The organism is Chitinivibrio alkaliphilus ACht1 (genome assembly GCF_000474745.1).
Taxonomy (GTDB): domain Bacteria; phylum Fibrobacterota; class Chitinivibrionia; order Chitinivibrionales; family Chitinivibrionaceae; genus Chitinivibrio; species Chitinivibrio alkaliphilus.
Map to the genome: position 1 here is coordinate 26,391 of NZ_ASJR01000003.1, position 26,219 is coordinate 52,609.

General features: G+C 46.0%; 31 protein-coding genes. 20 read left to right on the forward strand and 11 right to left on the reverse strand.

The genetic code is table 11. The annotated features are described in order from the left end of the window. The first annotated feature begins 6 nt into the window (after positions 1-6). Genes CALK_RS01920 through CALK_RS01930 form a run of 3 tightly spaced genes read left to right on the forward strand, consistent with a single transcriptional unit; the run spans position 7 to position 2,756 of the window. Entirely contained in the window at positions 7-1,290 is a 1,284-nt protein-coding gene (locus tag CALK_RS01920; protein ID WP_022635951.1) for a peptidylprolyl isomerase, read from the forward strand. Beyond that, the gene (locus CALK_RS01925) at positions 1,290-2,036 is read left to right on the forward strand and encodes a class I SAM-dependent DNA methyltransferase (protein ID WP_022635952.1); all 747 of its coding nucleotides are present in this window, start codon (positions 1,290-1,292) and stop codon (positions 2,034-2,036) included. The genes CALK_RS01920 and CALK_RS01925 overlap by 1 nt, the downstream gene beginning before the upstream one ends. A 3-nt stretch (positions 2,037-2,039) precedes the next feature. Then, positions 2,040-2,756 carry a cell division ATP-binding protein FtsE gene (locus tag CALK_RS01930; protein WP_022635953.1) on the forward strand — a complete coding sequence of 239 codons (717 nt, stop codon included), beginning with the start codon at positions 2,040-2,042 and terminating at the stop codon, positions 2,754-2,756. Here CALK_RS01930 and CALK_RS01935 read toward each other — a convergent pair. Genes CALK_RS01935 through CALK_RS01950 form a run of 4 tightly spaced genes read right to left on the reverse strand, consistent with a single transcriptional unit; the run spans position 2,743 to position 6,535 of the window. Beyond that, on the reverse strand, positions 2,743-3,639 hold the full coding sequence (locus tag CALK_RS01935; RefSeq protein ID WP_022635954.1) for an ABC transporter ATP-binding protein: 897 nt from the start codon (positions 3,637-3,639) through the stop codon (positions 2,743-2,745). The genes CALK_RS01930 and CALK_RS01935 overlap by 14 nt on opposite strands. Positions 3,640-3,649: 10 nt before the next feature. Beyond that, a complete protein-coding gene (locus CALK_RS01940; RefSeq protein ID WP_022635955.1) occupies positions 3,650-4,405 on the reverse strand; it encodes an MlaE family ABC transporter permease in 756 nt (251 codons plus the stop codon). After that, complete coding sequence (gene dnaB, locus CALK_RS01945) at positions 4,405-5,826, reverse strand: replicative DNA helicase (RefSeq protein ID WP_022635956.1); 1,422 nt, start codon at positions 5,824-5,826, stop codon at positions 4,405-4,407. The genes CALK_RS01940 and dnaB overlap by 1 nt, the downstream gene beginning before the upstream one ends. A gap of 31 nt (positions 5,827-5,857) precedes the next feature. Beyond that, positions 5,858-6,535 carry a uracil-DNA glycosylase gene (locus tag CALK_RS01950; RefSeq protein ID WP_081697958.1) on the reverse strand — a complete coding sequence of 226 codons (678 nt, stop codon included), beginning with the start codon at positions 6,533-6,535 and terminating at the stop codon, positions 5,858-5,860. A gap of 127 nt (positions 6,536-6,662) precedes the next feature. Between CALK_RS01950 and CALK_RS01955 the strand changes: the two genes are divergently transcribed. Next, the gene (locus CALK_RS01955; RefSeq protein WP_022635958.1) at positions 6,663-7,703 is read left to right on the forward strand and encodes a serine hydrolase domain-containing protein; all 1,041 of its coding nucleotides are present in this window, start codon (positions 6,663-6,665) and stop codon (positions 7,701-7,703) included. Here CALK_RS01955 and CALK_RS01960 read toward each other — a convergent pair. Then, the gene (locus CALK_RS01960) at positions 7,684-8,181 is read right to left on the reverse strand and encodes a shikimate kinase (RefSeq protein ID WP_022635959.1); all 498 of its coding nucleotides are present in this window, start codon (positions 8,179-8,181) and stop codon (positions 7,684-7,686) included. The two genes, CALK_RS01955 and CALK_RS01960, sit on opposite strands and share 20 nt — an antisense overlap. A 114-nt stretch (positions 8,182-8,295) precedes the next feature. Between CALK_RS01960 and CALK_RS01965 the strand changes: the two genes are divergently transcribed. The 13 genes from CALK_RS01965 (at position 8,296) to CALK_RS02015 (ending at position 18,141) form a co-directional block, all read left to right on the forward strand. Continuing rightward, positions 8,296-9,018: a polyprenol monophosphomannose synthase gene (locus tag CALK_RS01965; protein WP_022635960.1), complete on the forward strand. Its 723-nt coding sequence runs from the start codon at positions 8,296-8,298 to the stop codon at positions 9,016-9,018. 88 nt (positions 9,019-9,106) lie between these two features. After that, a complete protein-coding gene (locus CALK_RS01970; protein WP_022635961.1) occupies positions 9,107-9,973 on the forward strand; it encodes a glycosyltransferase family 2 protein in 867 nt (288 codons plus the stop codon). After that, a complete protein-coding gene (locus tag CALK_RS01975) occupies positions 9,970-11,367 on the forward strand; it encodes an undecaprenyl-phosphate glucose phosphotransferase (protein ID WP_022635962.1) in 1,398 nt (465 codons plus the stop codon). The genes CALK_RS01970 and CALK_RS01975 overlap by 4 nt, the downstream gene beginning before the upstream one ends. Before the next feature lie 188 nt (positions 11,368-11,555). Then, positions 11,556-11,819: a hypothetical protein gene (locus CALK_RS01980; RefSeq protein ID WP_022635963.1), complete on the forward strand. Its 264-nt coding sequence runs from the start codon at positions 11,556-11,558 to the stop codon at positions 11,817-11,819. A 14-nt stretch (positions 11,820-11,833) separates the two neighbouring features. Beyond that, positions 11,834-12,052 carry a cell division protein ZapA gene (zapA, locus tag CALK_RS13390; RefSeq protein ID WP_162146688.1) on the forward strand — a complete coding sequence of 73 codons (219 nt, stop codon included), beginning with the start codon at positions 11,834-11,836 and terminating at the stop codon, positions 12,050-12,052. Beyond that, complete coding sequence (locus CALK_RS13325; RefSeq protein WP_022635964.1) at positions 11,992-12,126, forward strand: hypothetical protein; 135 nt, start codon at positions 11,992-11,994, stop codon at positions 12,124-12,126. Before zapA ends, CALK_RS13325 begins: the two co-directional genes overlap by 61 nt. 34 nt (positions 12,127-12,160) lie before the next feature. After that, positions 12,161-13,729: a ribonuclease Y gene (rny, locus tag CALK_RS01985; RefSeq protein ID WP_022635965.1), complete on the forward strand. Its 1,569-nt coding sequence runs from the start codon at positions 12,161-12,163 to the stop codon at positions 13,727-13,729. A gap of 6 nt (positions 13,730-13,735) precedes the next feature. After that, a complete protein-coding gene (locus CALK_RS01990; RefSeq protein ID WP_022635966.1) occupies positions 13,736-14,518 on the forward strand; it encodes a TIGR00282 family metallophosphoesterase in 783 nt (260 codons plus the stop codon). A 6-nt stretch (positions 14,519-14,524) separates the two neighbouring features. Continuing rightward, positions 14,525-15,751, forward strand: a complete 1,227-nt coding sequence (xseA, locus tag CALK_RS01995; RefSeq protein WP_022635967.1) for an exodeoxyribonuclease VII large subunit — start codon at positions 14,525-14,527, stop codon at positions 15,749-15,751. Beyond that, a complete protein-coding gene (gene xseB, locus CALK_RS02000) occupies positions 15,748-16,020 on the forward strand; it encodes an exodeoxyribonuclease VII small subunit (RefSeq protein WP_022635968.1) in 273 nt (90 codons plus the stop codon). Before xseA ends, xseB begins: the two co-directional genes overlap by 4 nt. After that, entirely contained in the window at positions 16,013-16,885 is an 873-nt protein-coding gene (locus CALK_RS02005; protein ID WP_022635969.1) for a polyprenyl synthetase family protein, read from the forward strand. Before xseB ends, CALK_RS02005 begins: the two co-directional genes overlap by 8 nt. 64 nt (positions 16,886-16,949) lie before the next feature. Then, positions 16,950-17,393, forward strand: coding sequence for a universal stress protein (locus CALK_RS02010; RefSeq protein WP_022635970.1), 444 nt, complete (start codon positions 16,950-16,952; stop codon positions 17,391-17,393). Positions 17,394-17,400: 7 nt separating this feature from the next. After that, positions 17,401-18,141 (forward strand): pseudouridine synthase, encoded by a 741-nt coding sequence (locus CALK_RS02015; protein WP_022635971.1) that lies wholly within the window; start codon positions 17,401-17,403, stop codon positions 18,139-18,141. Positions 18,142-18,145: 4 nt separating this feature from the next. Here CALK_RS02015 and CALK_RS02020 read toward each other — a convergent pair whose 3' ends face one another. From CALK_RS02020 to CALK_RS02035, 4 genes are read right to left on the reverse strand one after another with little or no spacing between them, the layout of a single operon-like run. Then, positions 18,146-18,475, reverse strand: coding sequence for an HU family DNA-binding protein (locus CALK_RS02020; protein ID WP_022635972.1), 330 nt, complete (start codon positions 18,473-18,475; stop codon positions 18,146-18,148). A 45-nt stretch (positions 18,476-18,520) separates the two neighbouring features. Beyond that, complete coding sequence (locus CALK_RS02025; protein WP_022635973.1) at positions 18,521-19,306, reverse strand: TatD family hydrolase; 786 nt, start codon at positions 19,304-19,306, stop codon at positions 18,521-18,523. A 1-nt stretch (position 19,307) separates the two neighbouring features. Continuing rightward, the gene (locus CALK_RS02030; protein ID WP_022635974.1) at positions 19,308-20,228 is read right to left on the reverse strand and encodes a helix-turn-helix domain-containing protein; all 921 of its coding nucleotides are present in this window, start codon (positions 20,226-20,228) and stop codon (positions 19,308-19,310) included. Beyond that, positions 20,215-20,862: a Maf family protein gene (locus CALK_RS02035; protein ID WP_022635975.1), complete on the reverse strand. Its 648-nt coding sequence runs from the start codon at positions 20,860-20,862 to the stop codon at positions 20,215-20,217. Before CALK_RS02035 ends, CALK_RS02030 begins: the two co-directional genes overlap by 14 nt. Before the next feature lie 297 nt (positions 20,863-21,159). Between CALK_RS02035 and CALK_RS02040 the strand changes: the two genes are divergently transcribed. Genes CALK_RS02040 through CALK_RS02050 form a run of 3 tightly spaced genes read left to right on the forward strand, consistent with a single transcriptional unit; the run spans position 21,160 to position 23,565 of the window. Further along, a complete protein-coding gene (locus CALK_RS02040) occupies positions 21,160-22,011 on the forward strand; it encodes a PHP domain-containing protein (RefSeq protein ID WP_022635976.1) in 852 nt (283 codons plus the stop codon). Between the two features lie 9 nt (positions 22,012-22,020). Continuing rightward, positions 22,021-23,103, forward strand: a complete 1,083-nt coding sequence (locus CALK_RS02045; protein WP_022635977.1) for a mannose-1-phosphate guanylyltransferase — start codon at positions 22,021-22,023, stop codon at positions 23,101-23,103. After that, positions 23,104-23,565: a DUF151 domain-containing protein gene (locus CALK_RS02050; RefSeq protein WP_022635978.1), complete on the forward strand. Its 462-nt coding sequence runs from the start codon at positions 23,104-23,106 to the stop codon at positions 23,563-23,565. Here the strand turns inward: CALK_RS02050 and hemW are convergent. Together hemW and CALK_RS02060 are read right to left on the reverse strand one after the other, a co-directional pair. Then, complete coding sequence (hemW, locus tag CALK_RS02055; protein WP_022635979.1) at positions 23,557-24,714, reverse strand: radical SAM family heme chaperone HemW; 1,158 nt, start codon at positions 24,712-24,714, stop codon at positions 23,557-23,559. The two genes, CALK_RS02050 and hemW, sit on opposite strands and share 9 nt — an antisense overlap. 59 nt (positions 24,715-24,773) lie before the next feature. After that, positions 24,774-26,150, reverse strand: coding sequence for a DUF4139 domain-containing protein (locus CALK_RS02060; RefSeq protein ID WP_022635980.1), 1,377 nt, complete (start codon positions 26,148-26,150; stop codon positions 24,774-24,776). Positions 26,151-26,219: the final 69 nt, after the last annotated feature.

Below are 26,219 nucleotides of genomic sequence, written 5' to 3' on the forward strand. Positions count from 1 at the left end.
GTGTGTATGGTAAAGCAAGGTCTTATCTCTTTCATATGTATTATGTTGTGTGCCGGATATGCTCTGGGAAGCGATGGTATTGCGGCGATTGTGGGAGATTCTATAATTTTACGTTCGGAAGTTGAAGAGATGGTCGCCTTGGAAATGGAGTCAATGGGGGCTCAGCGCGACCTCATGATGGAAAACATTACCTATGAACAGGTTTTAGAAGAGATGGTTGAGAACATGGTTATTGCCGTGCACGCAGAGCGTGATTCTCTTATTGCAGTGCCTCATGACCGGGTTTCTGCTGCGGTAGAAGAGCGTATCCAAGCGTTACTTCGGGAGAATAACATGACTCGGACAGATCTCGAACGAGAACTGATTGATGGATATGGTATCTCCTTTGATGAGTATGAAGAGCGTCTATTTACTCAGATGCAGAGCCAGATGATTATGCAGAATATTCAGCAGGTGTATCTTAAAACCTCCCTTACTCGCGGTGAGGTGCGAGAAATATTTGAGGAGTATCGCGATAGTATTCCCGGTGTCGGGGAAAGCTACCGCTTTCAAGAAATCAAGATCTCTGTTCAGGCAGATAGTTCTTTGCGGCAAGATTTATACAGTAAATTGATCAATCTTCGCGAGGACATTATTGCTGGAACCCTCACTTTTCCTGAAGCTGCAAAGAAATATTCCGAGGGCCCAAATGCAGCACGGGGGGGGCGTTTAGGGTTTATCTCCAAGGGGGACTTAGCGCTTCGAAATCTTGAGCGTCAAATCTTCTGGTATTCTCCCGGTGATATCTCACCGCCCATTGAAACAAGCATGGGGTTTCACTTGGTCCGAATCACAGGACGGCGTGGAAGTTCCTTAGAGGTTGAGCAGATATTTCTTCCGCTTCCACAAAACACTCAGGCTATTGCTGATGCCCAATTTCTCCTCGACTCTATTGCCTCCCATAGTACCGCTCCGGAGGAGTTTGCCCAAGCCGCTCGAAAGTTTAGTGAAGATCCGATTAGTAAATCCTACGACGGATATACCTCCTGGATGTCAGCTCGGGAGTTACGCGGTACCCTTCGGGAAAAAGTTCGCTCCGAGTCCTATTCTCCTGGCGATATGATTGGCCCATTTCAAGAACGGGATGCTCTATATCTTTATCGTTTTCATGAGTATGAAGCAGATAGGAAGCTCTCTTTTGAACATGATTATCATCGGATAAAAGAGATTGCGGAGAGTATTGCATCGCAGCGAAAAATCTCTGATCTTGCGCGTACGTGGCGGCGAGATATTCTTGTTACGGTGTACTAATGACTGTGGCACAACAGGAGTGTTATGGGCGACTGGCCTCGTTTTATGACACCATGATGTCTCATGTTCCGTATAGCAACTGGGTACATCTTATCAAGGATATTCTGGCTGATTACTGCGAAAAAGAGGATCCTCGGTTGTTTGAAATTGGCGGGGGCACGGGTACCTTAGGGTCAATCCTCGTCTATGAAGGCTTCGCGTATCAAGGGTCTGATTACTCTTTTGATATGTGTCAAGCTGCGTGGAAAAAGGGGCTTGACTATCTCTGTTGTGACTGTAGACACATACCGATTCAGTCTATCTATGATCTCGTCTTTTTCTGTTTTGACGGTATAAATTATCTCCACTCTCTTGATGACTATGCCATGACATTTCTTGAAGTTCACCGTGTGCTTGCACCAGGCGGACTCTTCCTCTTTGATATTACCACGGAGCGCTCATCACGCCTCTTTTTTAACGACTACACAGAGGCAGAGTCCTTTCCCCATGGTGCCTATATTCGCTACTGTACATATGATGTTCCAGAGCGAAAACAGTATAATACCTTTGATATCTTTTATGAGACCGATACAGACCGGTATTGTCGTCAACGTGAAGAGCATGTCCAAACGGTTTTTCCGACTCAGGAAGTATCTGGAGCAATTCCTGAAGACCTATTCCGTATTGTCGGAATGTGGGAAGACTTTGATAGAAGCAATGCAGGCCCACTGGCTGAACGGGTTCATTTCCTTTTACAAAAACGATAATTCATGATAGAGTTTCTCCACGTACAGAAAGTGTATGAAAATGGGTATCCTGCCCTTCGGGATATCTCCTTACACATTGATAAGGGCGAATTTGTATTTCTAACGGGAGAAAGTGGGGCGGGGAAAACGACCCTTCTTAAGCATATTTTTATGGATCTTTTCCCCGATCAGGGGCATGTTTCTGTTGCAGGAATGACATCGGGCGGAAGTTCGCGCCATATGCCCTCGCGTCGGCAGGTACAGCTGTTGCGGAGAAAGATCGGTATCGTATTTCAGGATATCCGGTTGCTCCATGATCGTTCTGTCCTGGAAAATATCACCTTTGCAGCACGAATTGGCCGCAGCCGCGAGCGGGCCGTTCGGAAGAAATCATACGATGTTCTTGCCCGGGTTGGTCTCTCCCATAAATGTGGGAATTACCCGCATCAACTTTCGGGGGGGGAGCAGCAACGAGTTGCCATTGCCCGAGCCTTAGTAAATGATCCACGTATCTTTATTGCTGACGAACCAACGGGTAATCTTGATTATCGAATTTCACGGGAGATTTTTGCTCTGCTTCAAGATATTCACAACAACGGAACAACCGTAGTAATGGCAACCCACGAGCGAAGTTTTATTGAAACAACCCACTATCGTGAAATAGTCCTTCATGACGGCCTACTCCGTTCGGGCGGAGAGGGACGCCGGTTTCAATGTAGTGTGCCCCTTATGGGGGGGTGACTTTTCGTATCTTCGGTTCTACCCGTAGATTTTCAATGCCGCGGAACAATTTTTGGTGATCCCGGTGTTCGCGGATAGTGTCGGAACTAAACTGTTCTTCAAATTTATTCTCTGAGTCAAGGGCGTAGTAAATCTTTCGTTGCCCGCGGATAAACTGCTGGATATACGGGTTTCGTGATGCGCGGATTTCTGCCGGGCTTCCATGAAAAATAATCTTTCCGTTATAGAGCATGGCAATGGAGTCTGCAATTTTATAGGCTGAAGACATATCGTGAGTAATGACGATGGACGTCATGTTCAGCCGGTCCCTCAGGGAGAGTATGAGATCATTGATTTTATCAGACATGATGGGATCAAGGGCTGAGGTGGGTTCATCATAGAGCATTATCTCAGGCTCTAAGGCAACCGCTCGGGCTAGGCCAACACGGCTCTTCATACCTCCGGATAACTCAGCGGGCATAAGATCTTGGATATTCTCAAGACCAACCATTTCAAGACCCAGGGATATTTTTTCTTCAATCGCCTCTTCAGAAAGCGAGGTCCGTTCTCGCAGGCTGAATCCGATATTTTCTCCAACCGTCATTGAATCAAACAGAGCTGCGCCTTGGAAAAGCAGTCCGAACTTTTGCCGGACTTCATCATAGGTTGATGAGTCGGTTGTTGGTGAGGCGATAACACGATTTTTAAAGAGAATCTGACCACCGTCAGGCTTCATCAGTCCCATGATATTTTTCATAATCACACTTTTGCCGTGTCCTGATTGTCCGATAACGCAGAGTATTTCTCCCTGTTGTGCAGAGAATGATACATCTTTTAGTACCACCTTCGGGCCGAAATGTTTCCGTAAATGCCGTACTTCAAGAATGGGGTTTTTGGATTTCATGAGACCTCTATTAGAGAAAAAGAAAGGCAACAAAAAAGTCAATTATTAATATAAGAATGGCGGAGAGCATAAAGGCGCGGGTGGTTGCATTTCCGATGCCTTCGGCGCCCTTTTCGCAGGAAAGACCGAAGTAGGCTCCAGAAAGAGCAATAGCTCCACCAAAGAAGGTGGTCTTAAAAATGCCGAGGAACATATCAAAGGGGTTGAAAAAAAGCTTCAGTCCTGCAACATATTCGTAGAGAGTTACATTTGTTACCAGTAAGGCCGTAACCGTTGAAGAGGCAAAGGCGATTAATTCGCAGAAGATCACCAAGACCGGTAACATGAGCACGGAGGCGACAAATTTGGGGACTACCACATAGCGTAGGTGGTCTAGGGAAAGGCAGTGCAGAGCATCAATTTGTTCTGTTGTTTTCATACTGCCGATTTCAGCTGCGATGGCTGTTGAAATGCGGCTTGCAACAACGAAGGCCGTGAGGACCGGGCCAAGTTCAGTTACAATACTTTTACTTACGGCAAAGCCGAGGTAGGAGAGGGGTATAAACCCCTGAAACTGCATATGTGCTTGAATAACCGTGGCAGCACCGACAAAAAGGGCGGTGATTATCACCAGGGGGAGGGATTCAAGGCCAATGGTTTTCATTTGAGTATGGGTGAGATTCCAGTTTTTACGTATCAGGGGTACACGCCAGAGGGTTGCCGCGGTAAGACGAGAAAAGAGGGCTATATTTTCAACCCATCTGATGATAAACATGCGCCCTGTCACTAGAAACCCTCCGGTTCTTCATGGTGCGTTTTATCAAGATTGTCAAAACGGGTGTATTTTCCAATAAAGGAAAGCTCTACGGTTTCAAGGGGGCCGTTTCGTTGTTTACCGATAATAACCTCAGCGACGTTTTGCAGGTTTTGGTATTCCTCACTGGCTCGGCCTTCAGGCGATTTTCCGAGATAATACGCTTCCCGATATAAGAAGAGTACCAAGTCAGCATCTTGCTCAATAGCGCCAGATTCGCGAAGGTCTGCCAGTTGTGGACGGTTGCTTCCGGTGCGGTTCTCAACGGAGCGATTCAGCTGTGAAAGCGCAATAACAGGAACCTTGAGTTCCTTTGATATTTCCTTAAGAGTTCGTGAAATAGATGATATCTCCAATTGTCTGCTCTCTTCTTTGTCAGTTGATTTCATCAGCTGGAGATAGTCAATAATAATGACTCCCAGATCTTTCTCCTGGGCTTTGATGCGGCGGCATTTTGAGCGAAGTTCCATAGGGTTTAAACTTCCTGAATCATCAATATAGACAGGGGCTTTATACATTTTTCCCGCGGCATTTCCCAAGGCGGCAAAGTCTTTCTTGCTGAGAAACCCACCGCGGAGTTTGTTCATCTCTACCGATGCTTCAGAGCAGAGCATCCGATGCATGAGCTGTTCCCGGGGCATCTCGAGGGAGAACAGAGCTACGGGACGTCGCTCACCGCCTTGGATACCGATATTTGATGCTAAGGAAAGGACGAAGGCGGTTTTCCCCATACCGGGTCGTGCTGCAATGATAATCAGTTCCCCCGGGTGAAGTCCCGTGGTAAAACGATCTAAATCATGAAATCCGGTTTTTAAGCCGGTTACCCCTCCGTTGTTCGAGATCTGTTCAAGTTTGGTAAAGGTATCTTTTAAAAGCTCTCCCATGAGCACAGGGCGATTGCTGATATTCTCGTCGGAGATACGAAATATTTTCTGTTCAGCCTGATCCAAAAGTTCACGTGCATTGATATCATTTTCAAAGCATCCCGTGGCAATATCGGTGCTTTCGTGAATAAGACGCCGGAGAATTTTTTTCTGGTGTAGAATTTCAATATACTTATCGATATTGGTTGAGGTCGCTGTTGTTGTGACCAGTTGTGAGAGATACACCTCTCCACCCACAAGATCGAGTTTTTCCAGAGAACGGAGCTTTTCAGCTAATAGGGCGACATCAACCGTATGTTCTTCGTTTGCAAGGGTTCGCATGGCAGAAAAGATTGTTCGGTGTTCCCGAAGGTAGAAATCGTCCTCTGAAAGACTCTCCATGGCAGTATCAAGAACCGACTCATCTATAAGGGCCGATGCGAGAACACATTTTTCCATGTCTGACGAATGAGGGGGTACACGAAGTGCTCCACCTGATTCGCGGGAGGAAGACGGGGCTGTTGAATTCATTCACTGCTCTCCTTTTGTGCATGAGAACTTTCTAACAGGGCACGAAATCGCTGCAGGGTTTCCCAGGTACTTTTTTTAGGCTGGCATTTCGTAAGAGGGCCGCTGGGTGGTATGTTACCATAAGGGGGATATTCTTGTAGTGAAATACGTGATTTTGTAATGATTTTATACTGTCGGTTTCTTGCAAGAGGGTGTGAGCGGCCACACGCCCCAAGAGAAGTATTGCCCGTGGTTGTACAATTGAGATTTGTTTTTCTAAGTAGGGAAGACAGGTTTGGGCCTCATCGGTTGCGGGATCACGGTTTTCCGGCGGGCGGCATTTAACAATATTTGAAATAAAAAGATCTTCGTGGCGACTAAGAGATATGGCCTGCATCATTTTTGTGAGTAGTTCTCCTGCTTTACCTACAAAGGGAAGTCCTTTTTGATCTTCCGAAAACCCCGGTGCTTCGCCAATAACAAAGACTGAAGCATCGACATTTCCTGCGCCAAAAACTGCCTTATGTCTCCCTGTGTGCAGGGGACAACGTTGACACACCGCAACCTCCCGAAACAGCTCTATGAACAAGCTCCGTTTTTCTTCACGGGAGAGACGCGTTTTTGTTCCTTTTTTCTGAGGCGCATGTTGCAGGCAAGAGGGCACAAGGATTTCTCCAGGCAATCCCTGCTCCCGCACGTGTTGACAGTATTGTGCATAGGCGTCATTCATTTTCATTTACCGGTTGAAGTGTTCACCACTCTGGAAAATATACTATGGAGAAATAGCGTGGGTCTTTTCCGTGTTGTCTCAATGCTGTTGTTCCATGGATATATATTTATTTTTTTTAGGGAGATGTATGGATATTCCACGTATTCTTCGCTCGGCAATACAACAAAGAATGTTTCCCGGAGCAGTTGTGGGGACGGTTGATTCGAAGGGGGTAGAGCGAATCTACTGTTGCGGAAAATCGCAATACATAGAAGGTGAACCGCTCACGGCTTGTTCAATTTTTGATGCTGCGTCTTTAACGAAGGTCTTGCCCACCTCTGTTCTTGCATTGATGGCCATAGACCAGCAGGCCTGTTCCCTCACCACTCCCGTTCATACGATTCTGCCACGTTTTACGGGGCCACATAGCAGGGGTGTGACAGTGCAGCACCTGCTTACGCATACGGTTCCTTATGAGATTCCGCTCTCAAAGCTGAAAAATCGCAGTGCTGAAGAGATCTTTAATACTATCGTTACAACGGGGTTTTCCCGCTCTCCCGGTCGTGACTACGCCTACTGTAATGCCACAAGCATTGTCTTAGGACGAGTGGTGGAGGCTCTTTGGGGACAACCTCTTGATGTGCTCGGGCAGACCCGCCTTTTTAGCCCCTTAGGAATGAAAGATACCACCCTCCATACCCCGCGCAGTATGGGGCGTGTGGTACCCACAGAGGTTGATACATGGCGCGGTCGTGTGATACGGGGAGAGGTTCATGATGAAAGTGCATGGGTACTGCAAGATCTGCTCACTCCCGGTTCTGCCGGTCTTTTTACTACGGCTCCCGATATTCTCCGGTTTCTACAAGTTCTTTTACACGCACCGCAACAGTTGTTTTCTGAGGCAATGTGTGACCTAATTGTGCAAAATTATGGAGAGCCTCTGGGCAAGTCTATTGGTTTGGGATTCGAGAGAAATCAACCGCGGTATATGGGCTCTTATGTGTCTCCGGGTACGGTGGGTAAGACCGGTTTTACGGGGTGTCATTTTGTTGCCGATCGTACCAAAGGAAAGGGGCTTGTGCTTCTTTCAAACAGCACCTACCCTCGTCGTAAATACGATGCACGCCGCATAGATCGAGTACGGCGTGCCGTGACAGATTCTTTTTTTCTTAAGAGATTTTTGTTATAATCTCTTCTGCGATGGAATCCAGCTGTTTGCCTTCAGTGTCAATGGTTACATGGGCATATTGCCTGTAGAGGTCAGTACGTTCTTGGAAAAGTGCGTCTAGACTCTGATCTGGTCGTCGTGCAATGCCCCGTGTATCAAAATTGGGTATGCGTCGGCGAATTTCCTCAAGGGACGCTTCGAGATACACAAGGGTAGAACCCTTTTGGAGATGCTCCATGGCCCGTGCTCCGTATACGGCGCTGCCACCGGTGGCGATAACGTGGTTATCTACATTAAGCTTGCATATTTCCTGTTCTTCTATGTCGCGCAGGTGCAAATGTCCCCGTGTATCGATGATTGATTGCAGACTCTCCTGATGATTAATCTGTATGAGGATATCTGTGTCAATAAAACCTTTGGCAGAAAGCTTTGCCAGAATAATTCCAACGGTACTTTTTCCTGCGCCTGGCATGCCGATTAGGGTGATATTATTGTTCATTCGTTCCCCGTATGAGAAAAGATCTCAAAGATTTTGTCCTTAGTCGGTTTGAATATAAATTACTTTATACTCAAGTAAGATTCTTTTTGGAAAGTATGCTTGGGGAGGTTTTTTTTGAGTGAACATAAGATCGTTGTTATCGTACCAACCTACAATGAGAAAGAGAATATTGTACTTCTTATTCCAGAAATAAAAAAACATCTTCCTCAAGCAGATATTTTGGTGGTGGATGATAACTCTCCCGATAAAACATCCATGGCTGCGAAAGAGGTTGGAGAAAAGTACTCCGGTGTATATGTTCTGGATCGTGAAGCAAAGGAAGGCCTTGGAAAAGCATACGTAAGCGGATTTCGTTGGGCGCTTCAAAAGGGATACGATCTCATTTTTGAAATGGATGCAGATTTCTCTCATGACCCGGCATACTTACCTGATTTTGTTGCCGCTGCACAGGAACATGATCTTGTGATCGGCTCTCGGTACATTACGGGGGTAAACGTTGTTAATTGGCCTTTGAGTAGGCTTCTCCTAAGTTATTTTGGAAATGTTGCAGCTCGATGTATTGCCGGATTACAGATCCGTGACTGTACGGGGGGATTCAAATGTTTTCATGCCCATACCTTGCGTGCCATTGATCTTTCTAAAGTAACCTCTTCGGGATACTCGTTTCAGGTAGAAGTAAATTATTACGTTCAGGAACAGGGGCTGAGTATACATGAGATTCCGATCATATTCAAAGATCGAGTCCACGGGGTTTCAAAAATGTCAACAGCTATTATTCGTGAGGCCGTGGCACTTCTCTGGAAACTACGACTAAAAAAGATTCTCTCCTTTTCTTAAGAGCGTAATATCGCCTTTGTTTGAAAGGTATAGTAATACTTATGGAGCGGTTTTACGTGGAAGGGTTTCTGCGTGAGCGGGAGAAAAAATGATTTCAGTACTCATTGTTCATTATAAAACAGAGGCTTTGTCTCGAGCGACGCTCAATGCGGTGTATGCGTCAAATCCGTGCCCCCCTCTTGAAGTAATTCTTGTGGATAATAACTCCCAGGATGGGTCTGCGCAAGGGCTTTCGCGGGAGTTTCCGCAGTTACGCGTCTTGTACATGGAAGAGAATCTTGGTTTTGCTCGAGCCAATAATGTAGCCCTTGCAGAAGCGACAGGAGATGTGCTACTCCTTCTTAATTCAGATGTTGTTCTCGAAAAAGACGCCTTGTCACGGGCCTATGAACTCCTGATGTCTCACAAGGATATCGGCTGTGTGGGAGCACGGCTTACTCTGCCTGATGGCTCGTTAGATCACGCATGTCATCGGGGGCGGGTAACACCCTTGAGTGCCCTCTATTATTTTACGGGGCTTGCAAAGCGGTTTCCCAACTCACGTCGATTCGGCCAGTATACACTCTCCTGGATGCCCTTGGAGAGTCCACACGATATCGATGCACTTTCCGGTGCGTTTTGCTGTATTCGTCGTGAGGTCTATGCACGCATTGGTCCCCTTGATGCGCAGTATTTTATGTACGGCGAAGATTTGGATTGGTGTGCAAGGATACGCCAAGCTGGATGGCGTATCTATTACGATTCACGCATAAAAGGAATTCATTATAAAGGGGGAAGTAGCGGAAAACGTCCTTGGTGGCTTGTCTATGAGTTTTATCGGGCCATGTGGATTTATTACGATACGCATCATGCTCCTGCGGCATCTTTGCTTGAAAAGATTTGTGCAAAGGGGGGCATCGCTCTTCTCTGCGGGATTGCTCTTTTACGAAATTGTATAAAGAGGAGAATACGGTGATACAAGCAACATTTCGCTGGCTCTCCCTGCTGAAGCTAGGGGTTGATACTGTGGCGATTTCCCTCAGCTTGGTTTTGGCGTATCACATCCGTTTTTCTTCCTTTTTTCATGATCAACTTCAGGCGCATAAACCGTTTTATGAACACTTCATCGGCCTCATATTTATCTTGCCCTTGTTTCTTTTTCTTTCTTTCTTGTCAGGTCTCTATAGAAGTAGGAGCCACTATTTCCGTCGCGAGCTCTTTCTTCGTATTATTCGAGCTCATGTAACTGGTACGTTGGGGGTATTGTCCCTTCTTTTTGTGCTGCGTACTATTCACTATTCTCGATGGATGATTGTTGCCTTTGCCCTTTTGTCCCCCCTTTGTACGTATGGTGGCCGTTCTTTCCTCTCTTTGTATCTCAAGAGGTTGCGAAAGCGTGGTATCCTTACTATACAGGCAGCACTGGTAGGTTCTCCCGATGAAATGCGTTTTTGTGCAGAAAAAATTCTCGCGCACCCCCAGACAGGATATACACTTGTCGGAGCATTTACGGAAGAACAAGGGGCAGAGATTCCACTTGTGTATCTTGGGGGATATAATGATCTTGAGAATGTTGTTATAGAGCGGGGTATTGAAGAAGTTCTTATTACCCTGCCCTTATCTGAGTGGGAAACCATAGGGAGGCTTGTGAAGGAGTGTGACTATATTGGCGTGAAGTCCCATATTGTGCCGGGCTTAACCCCCTTTCTTTCATCAAAGCCTTCTGTTGATATTCTTGAAGGGATGCCGCTTATATCAATCCACCATGTTCCTTTGGATGATCCCTTTAATAATATGATTAAACGTTTTTTCGATATTCTGTTTTCAATTTCATCCTTAGTGGTACTTTCCCCGGTTCTTTTACTCGTTGCTCTTCTGATAAAATTGACCTCACGAGGGCCAGTTATCTATGCGCAAAAACGGGTGGGCTTAAATCGACGTGAATTTAATATGTATAAGTTCCGTACCATGACGCACTGCCCAGGGCAGCAGGATGAACAGCCGGGATGGACTGTTAAAAATGATCCGCGGAGAACTCCCATTGGCGCTGTGTTGCGGGCGGGGAGTATTGATGAGTTTCCCCAATTTTTCAATGTCCTTAAGGGAGATATGTCTGTTGTGGGGCCACGTCCTGAGCGCCCTTATTTTGTCGAAGAATTTCGTAAAACTGTTCCTGATTACATGATAAAGCATCATGTGCGCCCCGGAATTACGGGGTGGGCCCAGATTTGTGGATGGCGTGGAGATACCGATATTGAAGAACGTATTCGCCATGACTTGTTCTACATAGAAAATTGGAGTATTTCCTTAGATCTTCTTATTATTTTAAAAACTCCATTTTGCGGTATGATTAACCCCAATGCTTACTGATGCTGTTCCAGCCGTAGGTTTTCTATGAGGAATAATGGGGTGCTCTTTTGCGGGATGAAACCACGTGGTTTTTACGGTATCTCTTTTTCTAAGACTCTTTCTTCTGCGGCTATTATTTTATTGTATATGCCTAGGGTATATACTATTTTATGGGGAACGAAGTGCAGAATTGCCGAGAGGAGCCTTTTATGATAGAACTGATTAATGAACTTGAAAATAAAGTGAATGAATTATTGGGTGCCGTGGACGAAAAGAAGCGTCATATAGAGCATCTCAATGGTGAGATTCATGAGAAAAACGAGTATATTCATGAGGTAGAAGAGCAGAATAATCGCCTTGAACAGGAGCTGCAACAGATTCGTGAAGATGCAGGGCAACGACAGGACTCCCTCAATCAAGCGGGAGAACGGCTAAGATCGATCATCAACAGGATCAATGAAACACCTCAATAATCCTAGGCACCCCTTTGCAGAACACAAATGTAACCATACGTATCGATAATAAAGAGTACACTATTCGCGGTGACATTGATGCGGAGCGTTTGAAGGCCGCCGTGGAACTTTTAAACAATCGGATTGATGCGTATAAAAAAAGAGCAATCGCGATGAGTTGCGTTCCATCGTCATGGCTGCTCTTAGTATTGCCATGGAACGAAATGATGGAGCAGAGTCTTCGGCCCATTTAGATGCAACCTTTGGAGAGTGTCGGGGAAGACTTGAAGATTTGATTAAAAAACTACGAGAAATAGATACTGAGTAGAGTGAAATAAATTAAAGAATTATCAGGAGAAAAGATGGAAATGAATTCGATTATACTAGTAATTTTTGTAGCCCTCTCCTTTGGGTTTGGATTTTTCTGGAGAATCTTAGTTGATAAGAAATATTTGGAAAAACGTCGTAAAGAGGGTGAACAGGAAAAGAATATGCTTATTACCAAGGGACGCGATGCGGCAGAACTGGTAAAAAAAGAAGCGTACCTTGCAGGTCGGGATGAGTGGTATGCAGAAAAGGAAAAGCATGATAAAGAGCTTGAGGAGCGTAAAGAGGCTGTTCGTGCTGAAGAGGTGGAACTCCGCGATGAAAAAAATCAGCTTCAACTCGAGCAGGAGCGTCTTGAAACACAGCTGGAAGATCTTACTGCTCGGACCAAGTTTATCGAAACCCGGGAAAAAAGTGTGAGCTCGAAAGAGAAAGAGCTGAGTTCTTTGATTAAAAGTCAGAATGATAAGTTAACGCGTATTGCTCATATGACTCAGGAAGAAGCACGTAAAACCTTATTAGATAATTTAGAGCACCAGATTCGTACCGAGAATGCTGAGTTGATCAAGGAGCGTCATGATGAAGCGGTTGAAAAAGCAGAAGAAGAAGCCCGGGAGATTGTTCTTCAGGCAATTCAGCGTTCTGCCGCGGATACTACGGCAGAGTCAACAGTATCAGTTGTTACCCTTCCCAATGATGATATGAAAGGGCGGATTATTGGTCGTGAAGGCCGTAATATTCGAACCTTTGAAGAGCTGACGGGGATCGATGTTATTGTTGATGATACACCGGAAGCAGTTATACTTTCTAGCTTTGATCCGGTACGGAGAGAGGTAGGACGCCTTGCGCTACAGGAATTGGTTCAGGATGGTCGGATTCATCCGGGGCGCATAGAAGAGATGATAAAAAAGTCAGAGCAGAAGCTTGATAAAAAGATGAAAAAAGCGGTGGAAGATATGATGTTGGAATTGAATGTACACCGCTTGAAACCGAAGATGATAGAGTTGATGGGGAAATTGAAGTATCGAACATCGTACGGACAAAATGTTTTGCAGCACTCCTATGAAGTTGCAATCTTTGCTGAACTTATTGCCGCTGAAATGGGTTTTGATCCAAAGCCAGCCGTTCGAGCGGGGTTTCTCCATGATATTGGAAAGGCTATCGATCGCGAAGTTGATGGGACGCATTCTGAAATCGGTGCGGAACTTGCCCGAAAATATGGCGAAAACGACATTATTTGTAATGCCATTGCGGCTCACCATGAAGATGTGACTCCCATTTCAGTATATCCGGTTATCGTACAGGCTGCCGATTCTATTTCATCAAGTCGTCCCGGAGTGCGTAAGGAGACCCTTGAGAAATATGTTAATCGCCTAACAAAGCTGGAGGAGATTTCTGACTCCTTCACAGGGGTGAAAAAGGCTTATGTGATACAGGCGGGACGTGAAATACGTATTATCGTTGAGCCTGAAGCAATATCCGATGCACAAGCTGAAGAGCTGGCTCGAAATGTGGCGAAGAAAATTGAGCGTGAAATGGAATATCCGGGGCAAATTAAGGTGACCATTATTCGTGAGATTCGCCACTCAGAGTTTGCTAAATAGGGCCGTATGCGGATTCTCTTTGTAGGAGATGTTTTTGGTGATGTTGGGCGGCGGGTGTTATCAGAACATCTTCCGCGTATTAAAGATGAGTATTGTGTAGATATGGTGATTGCCAACGGAGAAAATTGTGCCGGTGGTCGCGGTATTACACCAAACTATGCGCGAAAATTCCGTAAATACGGTGTGGATATTATTACCGGTGGAAACCACTCTAAAGAGCAAGAGGCCGTTTTTTCTGATCCACGGTGTGCAACATATGTTCTCCGGCCTGCAAATAGCTCGTCCATTGCTGCAGGGGAGGGAGTACTTTCCTTTTCCTGTCTTGGTGAGTCTGTCATAGTAATTAATCTGTTGGGGCGGATCTTTCTTCGTGGTAAACGGATGTGTCCCTTTGTGGCTGTGGACGGTATTCTGCAAAAGCTCTCCTCTGAAGAAAAGGTGATTCTTGTTGATTTTCATGCTGAGGCAACAAGCGAAAAGGTTTGTATGGCGCATTATTTAGACGGGCGGGTTTCTGCGGTGGTGGGGACACATACTCACGTACAAACCAACGATGCACGTATTTTTCCCCACGGAACGGCTTTTATTACTGATGCCGGCATGACTGGCCCCGAATTTTCAGCCATTGGAATGAAACATGAGCAGGTTCTTGACAAGATTCTCACCGGAACAAATGTGCCCTTTACGCAAGCTCATGCCGGGGCGATGTTTAATGGGGTTCTCTTTGATATTGATTCAAAGAATGGGCTGGCAACTTCCGTATTGCCCCTCTTTTTTCGGTACTACTAAAACAGTATGAGTGAAGCATATTTTCAGTCCCCCCGAGAGCGAAGTGCTCCCTATACGGTTTCAGAAGTTAATGCAGGAATCTCTCATATTCTCAGCGACACGGTTGGAACGATGCTGTATGTTACAGGAGAAGTTCTTTCGTGCAAGCATGCCTTTTCCGGACACGTATATCTTACTCTCAGCGATGGGGTATCAAAAATATCAGCAGTTCTGTGGAAATGGGCTGTTCCCTATGTAACAGTAATGCCGGTTGCGGGGGATGCCGTGTGTTGTATAGGGGGCGTGCGGGTCTATGAAAAAGGGGGCGTGTATCAGCTTGATCTGCGTAATATCTGGAGTGTCGGCCTTGGAAATTATGAAGAAATGTTGGAGCAACGCTATCGTCTCTTGGCAAAGGAAGGGATATTTGCAGAGGAACGCAAACGCCCTTTACCGAAACGCATTCGTCGTATTGGGCTCATTACCGGTGAAGAGAGTGCTGCTTTGTACGATATGGTACGTACGATTCATACCACTGCGCCCTATCTCCATATACTTGTTGTTCCGGCTGTGGTACAAGGAAGCAAGGCGCCGGAGTCCTTGGTACGTGCTGTAGAGAGAATGAATGCACACGCTCAGGTGGATCTATGTATCCTCGGGCGCGGTGGTGGGGCGAAAGAAGATTTAAGTGCCTTTGATACAGAAGCAGTTGTTCGTGCCGTGGCTGCTTCTGAGATCCCTGTTGTGTGTGCCGTAGGACACCAGATTGATCGCAGTTTATGCGATCTTGCTGCAGATCTTTCCTGTTCCACCCCGACTGCCGCAGCGCAGGCCGTACTGCAACGCTGTGATGATACGGAGGGGGTGGTAGAAGAGCTTTCTCAGCGTCTTGTCTCCTCTATGGTGGCGCTTTGGCAGCAAAAAGAAGGAAAATATAGCGCCATGGTGGCGCGTACAACATTTTCGAAGTATATTAGAAACATTGCGCGGCGTGCGGAGTATGTGCACAGCCTTGAAGAACGCCTCAAGCGGTCTTGTGCAGCCCTTGTTGAGAAAAAGCATCACAGTATGCTTCTTGCCATGCATCGTCTGCATGGTGCAAGTCCCCATGCAATATTGCGCCGCGGCTATGCAGCAGTATTGCGGGATGGAGCTCCCGTTACATCTCAAGCTGATACTGCAGCGGGTGAGCTCTTGCAAGTGCGTTTTTATGATGGGACTGTTTTAGTACGGGTGGAGAAGGAGGATTCGTGACAGCAAAGAGAAAGAAATATACCTTCGAGGAGTCCTTGGAGGCCCTTGAACAGGCTGTTTCTGCCTTAGAGTCTGGTGATATGCCCTTAGACGCAGCTATCCAGGAGTTTGAATCGGGTATGAAAGCGGTAAAACGGTGTCGGACAGATCTTTCCCGGGCGGAAGGAAAAATACGCAAATTGGTTGAGCAGAGTGATGGCGAATATGTGGAAGAGTTGCTTGATTTAAAACTGGATACGTTAAACGAAGGAGAGGTTACTTTTGAGTGATTTACAAAGTTATTTACAATCCTGTACAGAAAAAATAGAAGAAACCCTTGATGAGTTGCTGCCTTCGAAAGAACTCTATCCCCAATCTATTCATTCACTCATGCGGTACAGCATGTTTGCGGGGGGAAAAAGAATTCGTCCGGCCCTTTTAATAACAGCTCATGAATCCTGTGGAGGAGATTGCTTTGCTCGTAATGCCCTGTATACAGGGGCTGCAATTGAAATGCTTCATACTTTTTCCTTGATTCATGATGATCTTCCCTGTATGGATGATGATGATTTTCGTCGGGGAAAACCAACAGCACATAAGGCGTATTCTGAATCTTTGGCAGTGTTAGGAGGAGATGCTCTCTGTATCTTTGCCTATGAAGTCTTAAGTCGTACTGATAATATGGCGGTTGTGGCAGAGGTATCACGTTGTTTAGGTACTGCGGGTATGATTGGTGGCCAAGTGGTTGATATTGAGTCTGAAGGTAAGGGTGTTACCTTATCTACAGTTGAATATATACATAAGAATAAAACAGCAGCCCTTATTCGCTGCTCTCTTGTCTGTGGCGCCTTGCTTGCAGGAGCATCAAAGAAAGAGGTAGATCTCCTTGGAGAGTATGGTGAGTCTCTGGGGGTTGCGTTTCAAGTAATTGATGATATCTTGGATTGTACCAGCTCTACGGATGTCTTGGGAAAGAATGTGGGGAGTGATTTAGAAAAGGGGAAAGCCACGTGGCCTGCCTTAACATCCCTGGAAGAATCGCGACGGTATGCTCATGAACTCACTGCGCAGGCAAAAGAGTGTGCTGCCCAGTTTGGGGCCGCCGGAGAACGGTTAATAGAAGTGGCGCACTATTTGGAAGAGCGCATACATTAATACCTTGCACATCTGCGGAAGCAATGGCATACTGTAAAGAGATAATTATTTTTATGGAGGTTGTATGAAAATCGTATTACCTGTTGATATGTCAGAGGTTACGGATTTTGTTGTGCAAGAGTCTATTTCTGTGCTTAAGGCCATGGGAGGCAGTGTTGAGCTTGTCCATGTGCTCCAGTCTATTCCTGAAGCATTAATTTTTGATGAAAGCCTTTCTGTACTTCCTTATACCTATGGCATGGAAGAGATTGAGGCTGATCGAAAAAAACTTTTGGCGCGTATTAAGGAACGTTTTCTTCGTGAAGAGATTCCCTGCGATATTGTATTACTTGATGGTGATCCAGCCGACGAAATACTCACATATATTTCACAGAGCAATTGTGACTGGGTTGTTATGGGGTCTCATGGGCATGGTGCATTGTACCATCTCGTCTTGGGCAGTGTGAGTGAAAAGGTTATTGATAAGGCGTGTTGTCCTGTGTTGGTTGTGAAAAAACAGAAGAAATAAGGTGGGTATGGAAGAACAGGTGCGGTTGAATAAGTATATGGCCTCATGTGGCATCGGATCTCGTCGGCACTGTGACACCTTGATTCGGGCCGGAAAAGTATGTGTTAATGGGCAGCATCCAGAGTTGGGGCAGAAGATAACACCTGGGAAAGACACCGTAGAATATGAAGGGCGCCCCCTCGTTCCTTCTCCCGAAGATACACATTTGATTCTTCATAAACCTCGCGGGGTCATTGTATCAGCCTATGACCCCCATAATCCCTACACTGTGTACGACCTTCTGAAAGAAAAGGGGATTACTGTGCCGGGGTTACAATATGTTGGCCGTTTGGATAAAGATTCTGAGGGGCTTCTTTTATTTACAACCCGGGGGGATCTCAATAATGCTTTAACGCATCCGCGGTTTGAAATAAAGAAAGAGTATTCGGTTCTTGTTGCGGATGAAATTCCTGATACGGTTATTGCAAGAGTGCTTTCAAGGGGAATTGTTTCAGAGGGAGAGCTCTTGCGTGCAGGACGAATTCTTCGTCGTGATTCTACTTCAGAAGGGGTGTGGTATACCGTTACTTTGTATGAAGGAAAGAATCGACAAATACGGCGTATGGTGTCTACCATGGGAACACGGGTACTTCGTTTAATACGACACCAATTTGCGACGCTTCGCCTTGGTGACGTATCATACGGAGAGTATCGATATCTCACTGGTCGTGAGATCCGTGGGATATGTAGAAAAGTACATCTCTCGTAGACGGTTATCCGTCAAATACATTCGTAACGGGAGATTCTCCCAGAAGAGCCTTGTTTATTTTATCTTTTAGATTTCCTGAATACCGAAAGAGGGGAACCATTCGCTCCCGTAAGGGCACAACTTCCCCAGTATGAATATTTCGTGCCGGTCGCGGTTTCCTTTTTTTGGGATAAAATGTTCCGAATCCTCGAATTTCAAAGGTTTGATTTGCTTCAAGGATCGAAGAAATTTCTTCGATAAATGCTTCAATAATATCCTTTACTTCAGTTTGGGTAAGACCTGTTTGATTTGCGATCTCAATAACAATCTCACGTTTCGTAACGGTGTTGGACATACATCCCCCTTTTTTTCTTGAGTATGTGATGATTTTTGTATGATGTCAACTAAAATTCGGTGCAGGAGTTCCAAAAAGTGAGCTAAATGTTTTTTGAAATATCTCTGCTGCTGTTTTCTCGGAGATGCCGAGTACTGTAGCAATATATTTACCAATGAGATAGGCGTTTTGGGGTGTGTTTGCTTTTCCGCGGTATGGCTCAGGAGAAAGGTAGGGTGAATCTGTTTCTATAAGAATCTTTGCAGGATCGCACGCCCTAATAACCGTATCAAAATGGGCATTTTTAAAGGTGATGATTCCAGAAAACGAGATATGGTATCCTGAATTGCAAATACTGCGCGCTGTTTCAGCATCCCCGGTATAGCAATGAAATAGAGCACGGTGTATCTCTTCTTCTTGGAGAATGTTTAGGACATGCCGTTCTACCCCACGAGAGTGAAGAATGACGGGCAGGTCTTTTGTTTTCGCAAGGCGAAGTTGTCTTCGAAAGAGTTTTTCCTGTTGTGCCATGGGAGGGTATGCGTTTTGTATCCCATCCATTCCAATTTCACCAATGGCAATAATTCCCGGTGTATCTACTAGGGAAGAGAGGGTTTCTATGTCCGCGGCGTGGGCTTCACGCAGGGCTGATTCGGGAGAAATTCCGCATGCCCCATAGAGCGAAAGTGTGGTGCTGCCCTGAAGCACTTGTTTCTGTACCTCCATACTGGTAGGTACATCAGTTGCCGTGGTGACAAGGGTAGTAACACGGTGTCGTGCGGCCTGTTCATAGAGAGAGGCCAGTTCTGTTGATGAACAGTTGTAGAGGTGGCAGTGACTGTCTATCCACATATTATTGTCCGAAAACGGCGTTCCAGTCTGCACGAGAGAGCTCAGTAACCCCCTCTGGAGTTATACGGGTAAAGCGGATTCGCTGTCCGGAAAGATCTAAGGGTTCTCCATTGAGTGTATAGGTGACGGCACTATTATTGCCCACATTTATATGAATGCTGTCACTTGCTTCTAAGAGAATCGTCTGGTCGTAGTAGATACCATTCTCAACCCTGCGTCCATCTGCATAAATTTGCATCCATGTAGAGTCTGAAGAGATGTCGAGGGATATTCTGAGAGCTTCTGAATCAGTGGTATTGCTGGTGTCGGCGGTGGGAGTATGGGTCGTGTCGTTATCATCCTGTGCAGGAACGGCGGGCTCTTCCGTGTCTTGAGGAAAGGGATCAGGATACGATTCGTGCTCCGGTTGGGGAGTCGAAGGTTCCTGTTGGAGGGTATCCGGTGTTTCCTCGATATCCTCCTGATTTTGTTGATGCAGGATGTAGGCAAAAATACCCACAAGAACAAATATCACAGCAATGGGAAGGAGGTGGCTATGTTTTTTTTCGTCTTGTACGTTAATAGTAATGGTGTTTTGTCGTTCCCGTTGTGGGTCGGGGAGTACATTATTTGTTTCATCGGCATATTTTTTCAGCAGGCGGTCTACATCAAGGTCAAGATAGGTGGCAATAGTCTTGATATAGACTCGTCCGTAGGGGGGGGCGGGCAAAGTCTGATACTCTGATTTCTCCAGAGCTTCAATATAGACTTCGTTAATTTTTAGATCTTCCGCAATATGTGCTATGGAGATACGTCGTTTTACTCGTTCTCGTTTTAAGATTTCTCCCACACGCTCTTGTTTTGGTTGTTTGGAGGATTCTTCATTTTTCGAATGTTCGGGAGGGGTGTTTGGGTTGAACGAAGGGGTATCATTTGTATTCATGGCGCGTATCCTGTTGTATGGTGTACTGTCGAAGCAGTTCGATGGTTTTTGCGGGGGGAAGGCCCATTACATTATAAAAGCATCCTGAAATGGAGGCAACGAGCAGAGCGCCTGCTCCCTGTATTCCATATGCTCCTGCCTTATCACCGTAGAGGTTAAAAGAAAGATATCGTTCTATGTCATATTCAGAGAGAGGCCGAAATGTGACCTCTGTTGATTCCGTTGTTACAAGTGAGATCCCGCGTTGCCGGTGGAGTACTGCCACAGCGGTTATTACGGTATGAGATCTTCCCGAGAGCTGTTTGAGCATACGGCGGGCATGCTTTCTGTCATGAGGTTTTCCCAAGACTGTGCCATCAATCTCTACAACCGTGTCTGCAGCGAGGATTACCCTCTGTGCATACTGAGAGGGGAGTGAAGAGGCCTTGGCTGTAGCAAGGGTTGTAATGGCTTTCTCTACGGGTGCTGTTTCAAAATAGGTATGCTCTGATTGAACAGTTCCGGGACAAACCTCTACGGTAATTCCCATGTAGTCTGAAAGTATTTCCTTACGTCTCGGCGACTGAGATGCAAGGACGAGGGGAGCTGATTCTTCTTTAAACCACGGAACTGCGGGAGCATTATATTCCGGCAATACGACCTCCCAAGGCAATAATAAGTACTATGCACGCAAGTAGGGCAAAGATTTTTACTGCTTTTTCTTGTAAATTCATTGGTGTATCCGGATAAATTTCATCTAGAAATATACGTGATCGGTGATATGAAAGGGTACTATCACGGAAAATTTAATCTGGATACCCCTGGATGTTTAAAACCAAGAATTATTACTGTGCAATATGGGAGATCTTCCCCCTGTTTTTCGTAGACTAACTTGACAATGGATATGATCGAAGTCTATATTGTGGGTTACTAAAAATAAGAAGAATCATGAATGAAGCTAAAAAAAGACAGGCCTGACGGAGTTGATCTGCATATCCATAGTGTCCACTCAGATGGAGCAAATACGGTGGACGAATTGATCGGTATTGCCCGGGAGCGGGGTCTTGCCGCCATATCTATAACAGATCACGATACCTTGGATGCGTATCCCTATGCTATCGAAGAAGGAAAACGGTGGGGGATTGAAGTTATTCCCGGTACAGAGCTTTCCTGTGAGTATAAGGGAACGGACATTCATATTCTCAGTTATTTTCTCGACTATGAAAATACGGAACTGAGACAGATGTTGAAGAACATGCGCGATGCGCGGTATTTTCGTGCTAAGAAGATGGTTACAACCTTAAATAGTCTTGGGGTTGACCTTCGTTTTGAAACGGTTTTGCGTTTTTCCCGTGGAGGGGCTATTGGACGCCCGCATATTGCAACTGCGCTTCTGCATGAGGAGTTTGTCTATTCATTTCGAGAGGCCTTTGATAAATATATTGGTTACGATTCTCCTGCTTATGTCGAAAAAATGCACGTGACTCCCGAAGAGATCTTTTCTCTTGTTCGTCGTGCCGGCGGTGTACCCATTCTTGCTCATCCTGGTGTGACCGCTGTGGATGATTTTTTGCCTGAGTTGGTGCAGCAGGGGCTTGCAGGACTTGAGGTCTACCACTCTGACCATGGAAAGGCAACTCGTAAGCGGTATGCCGCTTTTTGCAAAAAGCACCGTTTGTTATTTACGGGTGGGTCGGATTTTCATTGTGATATGCATCGCCCCGGACAAAGCATTGTTGGTGACCCGTATATTCGGTACAGCTTGCTTGCGGGACTGAAAAAAAGATATGCGAGTTTTTTATAAGAGGTCTCCATGAATATTGTGCCTGTAATTCTTGCTGGTGGTATTGGTGAGCGATTTTGGCCGGCGAGTCGTTCTTCCCGTCCCAAACAGCTTCTTTCTCTTGCCAGTGATGCCCCCCTCATTGTTGATACCTTGAGACGGGTTGTGCCACTTTGTGAAGGTGGTGTTCGTCCCGTAATTCTTACTTCGCGTACCTTAGCACCTCTGTTCCGCACGTCCCTGCTAAAAGAGTACTCCTTTGATATTTTGGCTGAGCCCGTAGGAAAAAACACTGCTCCTGCCATAGCTGCTGCAGCATTTTTTTGCCGTCAGACATATGGAGATGCAGCAGTCATGGCAGTTGTTTCTGCAGATCATGCTATTTCTCCCGTACAAGGGTTTCTTGATACGGCCAAATACGGAGCAGAACTTGCACATCAATTGAAACGGTTAGTGGTGTATGGTATTCCACCAACACGCCCTGAGACAGGGTATGGGTACTTGGAGCTGGGTGAGCTACGGGAAGAGCGTGGTGCGTGTCGTTCCTATGAGTTGCGTCGCTTTGTCGAAAAGCCGTCCATGGCTACGGCACAGCAGTATGTTTCTTCAGGGGAATATCTCTGGAATTCCGGTATGTTTTTGTGGCGAACGGACGTTATTATTGACCAGTTTCGGCGTATTATGCCTGCGCTCTATTCCGCGGCCTGTGCCTTAGCAGAAGCCGAATTTTCTCCTCATGCTATGGAAACCTTTTTCCATGAAGCCCCCAGTGAGTCAATAGACTATGGTATTTTAGAGAAGACAGACACTATTTGTGCAATTTCCGGTTGCTTTTCTTGGGATGACCTTGGCTCATGGACTGCCTTGGAACGTATCTTGCCCCAAGATGCGCACGGGAATGTGCAAGATGGGGATACCGTGTTTATGGATGGATGTACAAACACCCTTGTGTCAAATAGCTCTTCCCATCCCGTTGCTGTGATTGGCATGGAGGACGTAACAGTGGTAACGGAAGGTGATGCGGTTATGGTTATTGCCAAAAAGGAACTACCGCGTTTGAAGGAGTATCTTCGAAAAATGAAAGATGCAGGGTTTCCCCGGGAGGTGTTTTAAATGAAGCAGCTCGTAGATCTCCGTTTTACCGGTATTAAGTCGAAAGAGCTTTCGCATCCTGTTATGGTCCTAGAGTCGGCGTTTTCTCAGACACAATTGTATATAGCCGTAAACCCTTTCGATGCAAATCGGCTGGGTTTGTCAATTCTGAGATTTCTCAATTATTCTGCAGATAATACCTTGCACCGTCTTATGACTGCCTTGGGTGGTCGTCTGTATATGGTAACCTTGGAACAGGAGAAAGAAGTTGTTGCGTGTTTTCTTCATGTTCGCACATCGTATGGGGTTGAAAAAATAGAAGCTCGTCCTGGTGAAGGAGTGTACATGGCTCTGGAAGAACAGGTGCCCTTACGGGGTGAAGAGTCTTTATTTGCCTTAGGAAAAACGCAGAAAAAACGATCCTTAGCTGAGCGGATTCGGCGCAAACAAACTGAAGAACTCGCAACATATCACCTACAGTAAGCGCAGAGCTATTCCATCAGCCCGAAGCATTCCGGCTCTGGTGGGATAGACGCGTTGAGGCTCTTCCCGAAGAAAACCGGCTGCACAAAGATCTGAAATAACCTCTTTTCGTATCCCTGTAAAAAGGGGCTCCTTGAATTGATGAAGAAACTCTTGTTTTAGAATGCCCCGCCGTGTTCGCAGAGACAGAAAGAGATATTCCTCACGGTGTTCTTCCCTTGACAATTGGTGCACAGAAAGGTTTGAAAAATAGCCCTTGGCTGTCTCTTTTGTATAGCCAGATAGATCTGCTGGACGAGACAGTCGGTAAGATCCATCATAGGAATGTGCCCCCGGGCCCAAGCCGAGATAGGGACGACGCTCCCAGTAGGCTTTGTTGTGGCACGATTCATCACTCACAGTTCGTGCAAAATTTGATATCTCATACGGATAGAATTGAGCTTGTTCGATGGTGTCATGACATATTTCCGTGAGTTTTTCGAGTTCCTCCTCTGTAGGAAAGGGGATGCTGGGGTCTTTCCCAAAGGGAGTGGTTGGGTAGCGGGTGAGTTCGTAGGCAGAGATATGGCCTATTGAGGAATGTTTTGTCAGTTTTTCAATGGTGTCAATGAGACCTTTTTCTGTTTGTCCGGGAAGACCGTAGATAATATCACAACTGATGGAATGAAATTGTTTTATGGATGCGTTTGCGAAGATACGTTCAATATCATCTGGGGTATGGTTGCGGCCAATATGACGAAGCTCTTTTGCTTGGAGCGTTTGTACGCCAAGGGAAATTCGTGTTACCCCCTGTGAGCACCAAAGATCTGCCATGGATGAGGAGAAATGTTCCGGATTTACCTCTAAGGTCCATTCCATATCCGCTGTATGGGTAAAGCGATGCACGATCTCAGCAAGGAGGAGAAAAGACTCTTGTCCAAATAGAGAGGGGGTTCCTCCACCGATAAACACGCTCCGAAGGGGCGTGTGTTCCAGATGCGGTGCTTCTGTAAACAGACCGTCAACTTCCTGAGAAAGAGCTTTGATATAGGAATTGATATCATGGGGAGGGCATGAGTAAAAGTCGCAGTATGGACATTTTTTTGCACAAAAGGGAACGTGAATATAGAGGGAAAGATCTTTTGTCGTTGAAAATATACGTGGGGGCATAACTCTCCTATACAATGTATATACAAGGTCCTCCTGCCGTATCTACAGCAGGGGGAGTATTATCGTACCCGCTCCCGTACTCCATAGGTGAGCGTTTTTTCCTCACTTGGTTGTACCGACAGGGTGAATTTTACCCGATGGGCGGAGAGACGGGTGTAATCAGGAGCATCAAAGAGCGTCCACTCTCCACTGAGGGGCACTATGATATCCACGGATACGGGAGAATCTTTTTCATTTCTCAGGAGTAGCTCATAGGTACTTTCAGCGCGTCTATTTGAAACCCGTTCATACTCAGTTTGTCGAAATTGCGCTGTTACATCAAAAGCAGTGCCTGTCCTTAGGGAAACCTCGTGGTTCTTAGGAGTATGGGGGAGGCGGTTTTCTCCTGAAAAAATGCTGAGTCCCGACTCCATCTCTTTATAAATACGTAGGGTACCACCCGGCAAAGGTTCCTTGATTCGGTGTTCCTCTTTTGTAGTAAAGCGAAGGATATTTTTCACAGGAAGGTCATTGATATGGGTATTTCGTGCGGTGTAAAACTGTGGTGCTGTGATTTGATATGATTGGGTAACTGGTAGGGAGTCAACGTGTATCAGGCGAAGTTGTTTTTGTTGGTCATTTCTCAGGGTGGTTGGAAAAGGAAGGGTGTAGCGATGCATGTCGCCAAGGGATTCCCGGGACATTTCTCTGTCCCCAGAGGGAGGCGAAGCCTGTGCTCCCATGGGTGCACCACGATGGCGGCTGGAGTGGTCTTGCACGGTATGTACATCCCCAGCTATGAGACTTATTTTTGTCGTATCAAAGGATATGCCGGAGTTGTTTTGTACAGTAGCCCATCCGGTAAGATGTGCTGTGGTTTCATCTGGTGCTATGGTGAGGACGTAGTCGGCTGTCCAGCTCATTCCACGGGTAAGGTAACGAACATCAAGGGCGTGTTGCCCCTCTTGGCGTGTCTCTACGTCCCAGGTTAGTTTCGGTACTGCGGAGAAATGGGGCGGAAGTTGTGGAAGTAGCACCGTGCCGGGATGCCCAATATGGACCTCTTCATCTATCTTAAATATGGGGTCCCCGTCAGCTGACAAAAGAGTTGCTGTTTTTTCCGTTCCGTCCTCTAAACGAAGAGAAACGTCTTTTCCTACATAATGAGAAAGAAGCCGTTGCCGACGTATATTAGCAACGTCATAGTTTTGTTCGCGTACGGTAATTACAGGATCACTGTGCACGGATACGGTTTGAGGAATGATTTGTGTTGCCACATCTTCATAGCGTATTCGCGTATTTCCAGGGGAGAGTTGTACGTGACGTCTTTCATAGATCATACCTCTATCAGAGTTGTAGATTGCCACATGCGAGCATTGTCTATCCTCCACAGTCGAAATTGTCTCTGCGCCGTATAAAAAAGCTGTCATGGCATAGATAAATATGTATGGTTTCACGAAGAACTCCTTATGTAGGTAGAGGTATATAAAGATATGTTTTTCTTCTTAGAGAAGGGAGATCTTTCT